10 protein-coding genes are annotated in these 11735 nt (G+C 52.4%); all 10 read right to left on the bottom strand.

Annotation, left to right across the window (positions count from 1 at the left end; genetic code table 11):
• Positions 1–7: 7 nt before the first annotated feature.
• Complete coding sequence (locus AC1DUO_RS11055; protein WP_119261701.1) at positions 8–805, bottom strand: ABC transporter ATP-binding protein; 798 nt, start codon at positions 803–805, stop codon at positions 8–10.
• Between the two features lie 9 nt (positions 806–814).
• Entirely contained in the window at positions 815–1729 is a 915-nt protein-coding gene (gene ntrB / locus AC1DUO_RS11050; protein WP_112152400.1) for a nitrate ABC transporter permease, read from the bottom strand.
• Positions 1730–1741: 12 nt separating this feature from the next.
• A complete protein-coding gene (locus AC1DUO_RS11045) occupies positions 1742–3004 on the bottom strand; it encodes a CmpA/NrtA family ABC transporter substrate-binding protein (RefSeq protein ID WP_112152399.1) in 1263 nt (420 codons plus the stop codon).
• Between the two features lie 281 nt (positions 3005–3285).
• A complete protein-coding gene (locus tag AC1DUO_RS11040) occupies positions 3286–4503 on the bottom strand; it encodes a nitrate regulatory protein (RefSeq protein WP_013575699.1) in 1218 nt (405 codons plus the stop codon).
• Positions 4504–4603: 100 nt separating this feature from the next.
• A complete protein-coding gene (locus AC1DUO_RS11035) occupies positions 4604–4870 on the bottom strand; it encodes a YkgJ family cysteine cluster protein (RefSeq protein WP_013575700.1) in 267 nt (88 codons plus the stop codon).
• On the bottom strand, positions 4867–6438 hold the full coding sequence (locus tag AC1DUO_RS11030; protein ID WP_119261702.1) for a cobalamin adenosyltransferase: 1572 nt from the start codon (positions 6436–6438) through the stop codon (positions 4867–4869). Before AC1DUO_RS11030 ends, AC1DUO_RS11035 begins: the two co-directional genes overlap by 4 nt.
• A gap of 67 nt (positions 6439–6505) precedes the next feature.
• Entirely contained in the window at positions 6506–7600 is a 1095-nt protein-coding gene (locus AC1DUO_RS11025; RefSeq protein WP_013575702.1) for a hypothetical protein, read from the bottom strand.
• A 24-nt stretch (positions 7601–7624) separates the two neighbouring features.
• Positions 7625–8539, bottom strand: a complete 915-nt coding sequence (locus AC1DUO_RS11020) for a helix-turn-helix transcriptional regulator (RefSeq protein WP_013575703.1) — start codon at positions 8537–8539, stop codon at positions 7625–7627.
• Positions 8540–8835: 296 nt separating this feature from the next.
• Positions 8836–9924, bottom strand: coding sequence for a glycoside hydrolase 5 family protein (locus AC1DUO_RS11015; RefSeq protein ID WP_112198693.1), 1089 nt, complete (start codon positions 9922–9924; stop codon positions 8836–8838).
• A gap of 370 nt (positions 9925–10294) precedes the next feature.
• Entirely contained in the window at positions 10295–11725 is a 1431-nt protein-coding gene (locus AC1DUO_RS11010) for a 6-phospho-beta-glucosidase (RefSeq protein WP_126124188.1), read from the bottom strand.
• Positions 11726–11735 lie beyond the last annotated feature (10 nt).

The following is an 11735-nucleotide window of genomic DNA, read 5'->3' as shown; positions in this document are numbered from 1 at the left end:
TGCTGAATCAGGCAACTGACCGGTGTTTTTCATACAGGAACTGCAGCACCTGCTGACGGTACTGGTGGAACTGGTGATCGTTCGCCAGCGCCAGCCGTGAGCGCGGGCGCGCCAGTTCTACCTGCAGCACGTCGCCGACTTTCGCTGCCGGGCCGTTGGTCATCATCATTACGCGATCTGAAAGCAATACCGCTTCGTCCACGTCGTGTGTGATCAGCAAAATCGTGGTTTTCAGGCGCGACTGAATCTCCATCACCGCATCCTGCAAATGTGCACGGGTTAACGCATCGAGCGCGCCGAAAGGTTCATCCATCAGCAACACTTTCGGTTTCATCGCCAGCGCACGGGCGATACCCACCCGCTGTTTCATACCGCCGGAAATCTCACCCGGACGTTTGTCAGCCGCATGCCCCATGTGCACCAGATCGAGGTTGTGCGAAATCCAGTCACGCATTTCACTTTTACTCATCACCCCTTTAAATACCTGATTCACCGCCAGCGCCACGTTCTCAAAAGTGGTCAGCCACGGCAGCAGTGAATGGTTCTGAAACACCACGCCGCGTTCCGGGCCGGGGCCGGTGATTTCCTGGTTATCACACAGCAACACGCCTTCCGTCGGGCGACTCAGCCCGGCAATCAGATTCAGTAAGGTGGATTTTCCGCAACCTGAATGACCAATCAGGCTGACCGTTTCGCCCTGCGCAATATCAAAGCTGACGTTGTCGAGCGCCAGAAACTGCCCTTTCGCGGTCGGGAAACTCTGGCTGACGTTCTGCACGCGGATAATGGCTTTGTCGTTTTTCATCTCAGGCTCCTAACGGTTGTCGTAACTGAATCGGCGGGCAATGGCCATCAGCCCCTGCTCCAGCACCATGCCCACCACGCCAATCAGCAGGATGGCGATAATGATGTTTTCCACGTTGAGGTTGTTCCATTCGTTCCAGATCCAGAAACCAATCCCGACACCGCCGGTGAGCATTTCGGCGGCAACAATCACCAGCCAGGCGATACCAATCGACAGACGCACACCGGTGAGGATGTAAGGCAGTACCGCCGGAAACAGGATCTTACGCATTACAGTGAATTCGCTGAGTTTCAGCACCCGCGCGACGTTGAGATAGTCCTGCGGAATACGCATTACGCCCTCAGCCGTATTGAGGATCATCGGCCAGATCGAGCAGATAAAAATGGTCCACGCCGAGGCGGGTTCCGCGCGCTGGAACAGCAGTAAACCGATGGGTAACCACGCCAGCGGACTGACCGGCCGCAGCAATGAAATGATCGGATTGAGCATGCTGGCGATAAAACTGAAACGCCCGATCAGGAATCCGGCAGGAATGCCGATCAGTGCCGCCAGCCCGAAGCCCATCGCCACACGTTTGAGCGATGCCAGTACGTTCCAGCCAATGCCCATGTCGTTCGGTCCGGCGATGTAAAACGGATCGGCGAAAATCACTTTGGCCGCTTCCCAGGTTTTCAGCGGCGTCGGAAACCCTTTACTGCTGAGCGCGGCAATCTGCCACAGTGCGATCACGACGATGGCGCCCAGCAATGCCGGAATGGCTTTTTGCAACACGCGGTGCATCACCACGCGCAACCGGGCGAGATAAGCCGTTTTGGCGGCGCGGACCGGCAGCGCGGCGTTCTGCGTTACCGGGGCGATCGGTACAATTTCTGCACTCACCGGCTCGGTCAGCGCGATAACATTAGGTTTTGAATTCATGGACATCGGCGACCTCACTTAGCGTTTCATGGCAAAACTGTTGGCGTATTCAGCAGGATTACTGCCGTCCCAGACTTTCCCGTCCATCAGCGTGCTGCTGCGCATATCCCCGGACGGCAGGTTGATGCCGCCGACCGCCGTCGCCGCCTGTTTGTAGACGTCAATGCGGTTGATTTTTTTGGCGACCGCCAGATAGTCCGGATCTTTGTCCAGCAATCCCCAGCGTTTGTGCTGGGTCAGGAACCACATGCCGTCGGAGAGATACGGGTAGTTGACTGCGCCGTCGTTGAAGAAGCGCATGCTGTGGGCGTCTTTCCACTTTTTGCCCAGTCCGTTTTCGTAATCACCGAGCATCCGCCCCTGAATCGTTGCCACCGGCGTATTGATGTAGGCGCGTGCGGCGACGACCTGCGCGGTTTCGGTACGGTTGGCATCGGAGGTGTCAATCCAGCGTGAGGCATCAAGCACGGCAGCGGTCAGCGCACGGGCGGCATTCGGATTGGCCGCGACCCAGGCTGACGTCGTTCCGAGAATTTTTTCCGGATGATCCGGCCAGATCTCCTGTGACGTGGCGGCGGTGAAACCGATATCGTCCTGTATGGCGCGCTGGTTCCAGGGTTCACCGACGCAGTAACCGCTCATGTTGCCGATCTTCATGTTCACCACCATTTGCGGCGGCGGTACGACCACGTTGCGCACATCGTTAAACGGGTGAATACCGGCGTTCGCCAGCCAGTAATACAGCCACATGGCATGCGTGCCGGTGGGGAATGTCTGCGCAAAGGTGTAGGTGCCTTTGGCGCTGGCATCGACCATTTTTTTCAGCGAAGCCGCATCGGTGACACCGGCCTGTTTCAGCTGATTTGAAAGCGTGATCGCCTGCCCGTTATTGTTGAGCGACATCAACATCGCCATGTCATGCTGCGGGCCGGACACACCCAGTTGCAGGCCATACACCAGCCCGTAAAGCACATGCGCGGCATCGAGTTCACCGGACACCAGTTTGTCGCGTACCGACGCCCAGCTTGATTCCTTGCTGGGGATAATTTTGATGCCGTACTTCTCATCAAACTTTTTCACTGCCGCCATCACCACGGACGAACAATCGGTCAGCGGAATAAACCCGACGCGGATTTCTTTTTTCTCGGGCGCATCTGAACCGGCCGCCCAGACGCTGTTCATAAAGCCCGGCATCATCATGCTGCCGCCCAGCACCGCACTGCCGGCAATAAAGCGGCGGCGGGAGAATTGCCCCGGAGTTTTTTTATCGTCTTGCGTCATTGCGGCTTCCTGTAATGTTGAAAAATGAGCAAAAAAAAAGCGTCCTGTCAGCGCTCAGTTTCCTGAACGCTGACGGACGCCTTTATCCGTAATCCTGACTAAACCGCCATTGGTTTAGTCCTTATGTTGTAAAACAATGCAGCTTGTATGCCAACTTCGTGCATCGCAATAAAATCAGCCGGTTAGCGCATTTCCCGCACTCGCCTGACCGCCTGGTGCACCGCCACAGCACGCAGTGCACATCACAATGGCACACGGACAGTGCAGATACTCCTTAGGGATTAGTCGCCTTTCTTCCCTAATACAGCCGATACCGCAAGCATCGCTTCGGCAATCTCCGACAGCTTCTTGTTCTGGTTCATCGCCATATCACGCAGAGTTTTATGCGCCTGCGGTTCGGTCAGGCCGTGGTGTTGCATGAGCAACCCTTTGGCGCGTTCCACCAGTTTTCGCTCAGCCAGCGTGGCGCGAAGCCCGGCCAGTTCGGCATCGAGCGCCTGTAACTGACGGGATTGCTGCTCGACCAGCTCCAGTACGCAACGGCTGAGCTGCGGCGGCATCAGCGCCGAATAATGCGACTCCTGCTGCGGCATTTCTCCGATATCTTGCTGCTGAAGGGCAAGCGACGCCTGCGCTTCGCGGATCCGCTCACGGCAGCACTCCATCAGAATGTCTTCCAGTAAATCTTCCACCACTTTCATGCCGTCAATACGCACGGTGGTCACCTCAAACCAGCGCAGCGCAGCATCCGGGCCGTCATCTGCCGGGGTGGTTCGGGTGCAGGCAATCCTGCGCAGGCGCTCGAACTCGCTGCTGTCGGCGCTCAGTTGTTGTTGCCACAGCGCCAGACAGCGGACATCGGCAAATTCCCTGAAGGTTTGAAAACACCGCTCCTGACCTTCGATCAGATCTAAAAGCAACTGATGCGTCACGTCATCGAAGTGCCGCGCGGCAAACCCTGCAGCGCCTGATGCACGCTCCTGCCCGGCCAGTTCCTTACCCTGCATAAAGCTAAACATCGCCAGTAACGCCCGTGAAATGGACGGGTCACCCGAAATATCGGCGGCTTCAAATACCAGCGCCAGGTGCGTGCGGATAACCTCGCTGTACTGACGCATGGCTTCCGGCTGGCTGATATCCAGCGCCCGCACCTGACGGCGCAGCACCGGCAATGTGCTGAGGCTGTGTAAGACGGCAGCGATACGGCTGAACAGACGCGGCGCATTGCCCATGCTCTGTCCGTTAAGATCCCGCGCAAGCAACTGCTGGTCCACCGCCTGTTCCGCCATCTGGACCTGTAACGCCCGCTCACTCAGTTGTTCCGCCCACAGTTCGCCGTGCGAACATAAATAGATGTTCGCCGTGCCCCGCTCACGTTGCAGCACATGGATCAGCTGGCTGACCGCGCCGACCAGCTTGCCCATCTCCAGCAGTTGTTGCAGGCAGATGATTTCACTTTTTTTCGATGCCAGTACGAAACTAAGGGCAGAAAGGGACATAGAGGAACCTGATATCAGACAGAGGTTGATCAGGTTAAGCAAGAAGTGTGCCGGAGATGAAATACCGGTGCAGGTAGCCTGTCCCCGCGCGTATTGATGATTACAACGTCTCAAGTACGCGGCAGGCTATCTGGTTGAGTTCTATAAATTCAGGCCAGCTATATTGCTGCTGATAATTCAGTAAAAACTGTTTTTCGACCTGACATATCAGCGGGCGCTGGTCATAAACCTTACATTGGCGGCGGGTATCATCGTAGTGACGGCAGGCACCGTCACCGCGATCGAGATAGCGCGTTTCCTCTGCCCGATGAACATGGCGGCAACAGGCACCGCACTGATTACAGGGAAAAGATGGCGTCAGACTCATAAAGAACTCAGCCAGCTTCGGGTGGATTGTGCATTTCCGGCCTCAAAAGGCAGGCTGATATTGCGTTTCTCCGCCTCTGCTTTCAGCAGCAATCCGCGGCAAATTTCATCATTGATCAACCCTAAATGTCCGGTAAATGCGGCAAGTTCATCCGCATCCATAGCAAACTCAATCCGGGTTAATTCCAGAATATAACGATCAAGCTCCGCATTCACATTCTGGAAATAGTCTACCGCTTTCTGATATTTATCCTTGAATCTGTCGAGGAATGCCCATAGTTTTTGCATCAGAGCACTGCTTTCCAGAAAATAATTCATGGTCAGCGTGAGGATCCCCGTCGCCAGTGCGCTGCAAAATGCAGCAAGTTCAGGGCCGAACGGGAACAGAAATACGCTCGCCAGATATTCATTAATCAGCGCACCCGTTACGACGGCAATTCCCGCGGCTATCACGCGACTCGCCGCTTTGGCCTGCTGGCCTGGCGGCAGATTATCCGGATTGAACACCATGATTTTGAATGCCTGAACCAGATTATTCCACATCTCGCGGATCAATCTGACCAGCATCTTTTTCGTAGTGAAAACAATGTTAAACAACGTCGTGGTGATAGCCGACAGCACGCCACCCAATACGCCGTCTTTAAAGGCCGTGAGAAAATCACGAAATTTTGCTTTTACCCGTTCCCATGCGGCGACCAATGTTTCACCGATATCACCCAGGAATTCTCTGGCATCAAAGCGTTTACGCTGGCGGGCATAGAGGGAAGGGATGCGTTCGTGAACTTCAAACCAGACCTCTGCGAGGATAAGCCCCAGCATCTGACGGCTTCCCATCCGCAATCCGGTTGATAACGACGCACTGGCGACATTCAGGGCAAATTTGCTGCTGGTGTAATAGCTGAGGTTGACTTCTGATTCATAACGCCCCCGTGCTTTTTCATCTGCTTTCTGCATCCGTTCAAAATCTGCTTTAGACTTGTTTTCCAGACTTTGCAGGCGCTTCTGCTGTTTCTCCGTCAGCACCGGCTGACTTTTTAAGGTCGCGATTTCCTGCTGATTAACCTGATATTCCTTTTGCAATTTTTCCACGAAATCCGACATCGGCAGTGCTTTTTTAGAGGTGTTTAGCGTTGCTCCGGTCGGCGTCAGATTGCTGTCATCATTGGCCAGATCGGCTCCGTTCAGTTCTGACAAGATCCGACCCGCATCATGATGAATTTCGTTGGCGGCAATAATATGGTCAAGATGCACCTTGTCATTGGGCTTTAGCGTTTCGCCCGTGTAGCTGTCCGTTAATGTCCCGGCTTTGCGCTGCGCACTGACGCTGGCGTTGTTTTTTTTATAGTTTGCATGTTGATGGTAGACATCAGGATCATAGGCTGCACGGTTTTCATACCGCGTGCGTTCTTCTTCAGTAGCGTAAATCCCCTTTCGGACATTTTGAATCGTATTAACATCACCGCCGTCCTGATCTTTAAGCAGCAGAAAATCAAGGCCAAATGATGTTGCGAGACTTTTCACCACAGTCTCATGTAATTCCTTTCCCCAATCTATTTCCTGCGTCGCCATAGGATAATGCCACCTGTTGTATAAATAGCCACTCTGAAAAATACCGGGCACGCAGGCCCGGTCAGTTTTAAGCTTTTAAGGTATATTTCGCGCTATCCACTTCGGATTTAGCCAACGCCTTATCCAGTGCGTGTTTATTCAGCACGTTGATCCCATCCGTATCGGTCTGCAATTGCACGACACCGTTCTCAATAACAGCTTCATTTTTTTCATTGGTCACTGGTTTAAATAACGGCGTGGTAATGACATCGGTCATAATAGCCGCCAGCATGTAACCATTCTCAATCATACGCAGACATTCTTCAGAGTCTTCAATAGCATCCTGAATATTGTTATTACGACGCTCGAGAATTTTCTGATGCATTTCTTTCAGCGGGGTGAAATAGGTCGCAAAAAGGGTGTGAAGCTGAGACAAGGAAGTATAAATAGAATCAACATATTTATTCACCACTTTAAGATGCGACTCGGCCAGATTCATTTTATCTACGGCAGATCTCACCTGACGGGCGACATCCTGTGCATTTTCCAGTGCTTTCTCCGCATGTGCCGCATAAGCCCAGCCGGCGATCATCAGGATGGGTGCAACCACCGCGCCGCCCAATACCATCGCCCCACCGGCCATACCCCAACCGCCTGCCGCCAGCGAGCCTCCGCCAATGGCAGCCATCGTGGCATTATAGGCTGCTGCACCTGAGAGTGCTGCGATAGGTGTGCCGGTGGAGGCCGCCGCAAACGCCACGACACCACTGTAAACAGCGAATCCGGCCGCTGCACCTGATGTTCCGGCCCCCACAACAGTTCCGAGATATTCGGTCGCCGAAATAGCCAGCTTCTCAATCTTGTTTAAACGATGCTGTGGTATTTCCAGACGCAACTGGGTATGGCCGTCTTGCTCCATTTTTGCCAAAAGTTCTTTAGCTATGGTGTCAAACTCGCGGAATTCCTCGCCAATTCTTAATTCTTTTTTACCCAGGCGTTCAAGTTTGCGGGAAGCGTCATCATTGACGATATCGAAGGCTTTCTTGCGACTGTCATAGCGATTTTTAGCCCCCTCAAGGATCTCATTGGCTTCAGATTTGTCCTGATAGCCTTTGTACGCTTTTTTACCGCCGACGGCAGTTGCAATTGCTGCGGCACCTAAAATGATTAGAGGAATTGCCATAATACATCTCCATTGTTATTTAAATTATTTTGCCTCTGCGGGCAGTAAGGATTTTTCAGCTGAGGACAGGTAGCCTTTTAATAAACGGAAAAGCGCATCCCTGAGCCAGAAAGGTTCAAGAATTTCTATCTCAGGCAACCAGAAAAGTATCAGCGGTAATATTTGATTTTCATGCGCAGCCCGGCAACTCACGACAACACCATTTCCGTCATCCTGAAGCATTTTCTGTTCAGGCAGTAAGTCACGTCTTTTGAAATAATGAGCATGGCGTCCTTTCACATGAAGTTTCACGTCAAAGCCTTCCCGGCTAATCCAGGGATCCTGACTGCTTTCCAGTAAAGCCATTACCGTAATATCGGGAATAAAGGTTTCTTTTTTAATATCCAGCCACTCGATCTGACTCAGTGAAAAAGATTTCAGCTTCCCTTTATCTGTCGCCTGTAAATACCAGATATTGTGCTGATTGATAAGCCGGTACGGGTGGAGTTCCCGGTCTTTACCTTTATAGGTCAGTTTACAGAGATTCCGCTGTCTGATGGCTTTCTCGATGGCCGGGAAATGACGACGAAGATCGGCCTTTAACGTATGTTCAGGGCTGGCATTCTGAATGCTGATATGTTTTTCGTTCAATCGGGCATCGAGATACTGCCAAAAATCACTTCCACGTTCGGGGAAGTAACTGTCAGCCTGCAAAAATTTTGCCAGCGAATGATGCAAATTTTCCGTTTGTGTCGATTGCAGGGCGGATGAAAGCCGGTATTCACCTTCGCCACAGTGCTCAATGACCGTCGACAGTGCATTCAAATCACGATAGACCGTCCGTTCAGTGATTGAGAATTTCTCCATCAGCGAATTGCGTTTAACAACGCCATTCAGGTGTAGCTCCGTTAATATATCAACCAGCCGCTCCGCCGAGCGGCATTTTACGCGACGCGCCATCGTTTAATCCTAAAGCTACAGTGAGGTGATGTGGTGATTATCCATAACTCACTGACAGGGTTTGTCAGTCACCCATTCGGTACTTCTCTTTTATCGCCCGTTTTTGACAAAACTTAAATTTTTAGGGGAATTCATCACGAAAAAATATGAACAACTTAATGAAGTAAAAAAAAGTCCGTCAGCACGCAGTTTCCCGGATGCCAACGGACGCCTTTTCTTTCAAATTTCGGCCTGTAACATGGAAACATAATGCTGTTTCAGCAGCATAATAATTCAGCATGTCAAAACCTGAATAATCAACCTGTACTTTTAATGCGCGTTAAACGGCGGACCAGATCCATTTCGGCGCGACGGAACGGAATGCCGTATTCGTCGAGCACATCGTGAAACCATAAATGGGCATAATCGTGATTGCCCTTGCGCACTGAGGGCCACGGCAGCGTGGTCTGGGTTTTACCGCGCACTAATCCCCACTGATAACAGCCCGCATTGAACGCGCTGAACAGCGGCAGTTGCTCCTCAAACACGCTGCCGACATGGCGCGCCAGCCATTCGGTACATAACATCGGGCGGTTGAATTTCTGCCAGAAACGCAGTGTCTGTAAAAGTTTCGGCGTCGCGACATACGCGTGAAAACTGATGACGTCAGAAAGTTCAGCCGCCGCCACATCAATAGGATGGGTGAAAAACTCGCTTTCCGGCTGGTCCGGATCCTGTGAACAATGCCAGGCACCGACGGTCAGCGGCTGGACGGGATCTTCCCCGCGCGCCCAGACAAATGCCTTATGCATCAGTTCCAGCGCAAACCCTTCCAGTTTTTCGTCATACATCGTTTCTTCCAGTCCGGTGGCGAACGTGCCACGGTTACCCGGTTCGTTGTACAAATCCCAGATGGCAATACGGTCGTCGGTGCGGAAATGACGGATGATGTCGCGCACATAAATCTCCACCTCCGGCCACATATCGCGGTTGCAGACCACATCCCGCCCCGGACTGGCAGCCGCCTGACTGTTATGTTTGCCCGGTTCCGGTGCTTTTTGCGGCCCGAGGAACGGCTCGTCGCCGGAGAATCCGCAATCGTCCATCAGCGTGAGCATGACCCTGATGTCATGACGACGGGCAATACTGAGAAACTGATCGATGCGCGCCAGCAAACCGTCGCGATCGGCCTGCCAGACGATAAACGGCAGATTGATACGCAACTGGTTATAACCCGCTTCCTGTGCCCAGCCGAGTTCCTGATCAATCACCGGCGCATCAAAAGTTTCACGCTGCCACAGTTCGGTCCAGTTAACCGCCGTGCGCGGCAGATAATTAAATCCGCAAATCCAGCCCTGTTGCTCACTCCACGCAGCCGCCTGTTCCCTGCTCCATTGCTTTTTCATTCATCACTCCTGATGTTAAAATGCATTAACTCATATTATTCGCTGCTTTTTATTACCTGCGAACAATAGCTGCAATTTGCATGCTCAGGTTCTGCAATTAAGATCACACTCTTTTTACCTAATTTGCTGAGCCAACAGGCAAATTTCCCCGCGTGACAGAGGGTGAAATTAAAATAGAATTAATGGAGAAGGAGAAAAAGAATAGCAGAGTGGATGCAATGGGATAATTATATTGCATGTTTGTTACAGGAAATAATAACGTTAAAACTATAATAAATAATGACGAAAATAACTTCAGTAAATGAAATGATTAATTAATACCTTCCGGTAACGGGGAATACCCGGTCTGCGGATATTCCCCGTTACGGCATTAGCCCAGATCCCCCCCGTTACTGGCAATCACTTTCTTGTACCACCAGAACGATTTCTTTCTCTTTCTTTCCAGCGTGCCATTACCTGCATCGTCGCGGTCGACATAAACGAAGCCGTAGCGCTTGCTCATTTCACCGGTCGAGGCGGAGACAAGATCGATACACCCCCATGAGGTGTAGCCGATCAGCGGAACGCCATCGGTGATCGCTTCACCCATCGCGCGGATGTGCTCACGCAGATAGCTGATGCGGTAATCGTCATTGATTTCGCCCTGCGCGTTGATTTCATCTTTCGCGCCGAGGCCGTTTTCGACCAGGAATAACGGCTTCTGATAGCGGTCGTACATCATGTTCATGGTGATGCGCAGACCGAGCGGATCGATGCCCCAGCCCCATTCGCTGGCCTCGATGTACGGATTTTTCAGCGATTTAACAATATTCGCCGCGCTGCTGTTGTTGTCGTTCATGTCTGCTGACGCACAACGCGACGCGTAGTAACTGAACGAGACAAAATCGACGGTGTTTTTCAGGATGCCGTCATCGCCCGGCTCAGTCACGACGTTAACGCCCTTTTCGGCAAAGACGCGGCGGGTATATGACGGATATTCGCCACGCGCCTGCACATCGATGAAGAACAGGTTCTCGCGGTCTTTTTGCAGGGCCGCCCAGACATCAGCCGGTTTACAGGTTTGCGGATAGAAATTTCCGCCAGCCAGCATACAACCGACCTGATTCTCCGGGTTCACTTCATGGGCAATTTTTGTCGCTAAAGCACTGGCCACCAGCTCATGGTGCGCCGCCTGATATTTCACCTGCTCCTGATTTTCGCCCTCTTCAAAGACTAAACCGGCACCGGAGAACGGGCTGTGCAGCAGGATGTTAATTTCGTTGAAGGTCAGCCAGTATTTCACCAGCCCGTCGAACGCTTCAAAACAGGTACGCGCATAGCGGGCGAAAAACTCCACCATTTTGCGGTTACGCCACGAGCCGTATTCGATGACCAGATGCATCGGCACATCAAAATGGCACAGCGTCACCAGCGGTTCGATGCCGTACTTTTTGCATTCCGCAAATACGTCACGGTAAAACGCGATACCTTCTGCGTTCGGCACCTGCTCATCACCATTGGGATAAAGACGGCTCCAGGCAATCGAGGTGCGGAACACGGTAAAGCCCATTTCTGCCATCAGCGCGATGTCTTCTTTGTACCGATGGTAGAAATCAATCGCCTGATGCGCCGGATAAAACTCGTCGTCTTTCAGGGAGAAACGTTTTTCCTGACCGGTTTTTACCGCCAGACGGTGCGCGCCATGCGGGATCATATCTACCGTGGTCAGCCCTTTGCCTCCTTCGAAACTGCCGCCTTCGGCCTGGTTTGCGGCAATCGCGCCGCCCCATAAAAAACCTTCAGGAAATGCTGATGCTGACATGTAAAATCCT

The organism is Rahnella sp. P4_A8, from assembly GCF_056402435.1.
The sequence above is the reverse complement of the archived record's forward strand: the minus strand, read 5'-3'. Positions and strand labels throughout refer to the sequence as shown.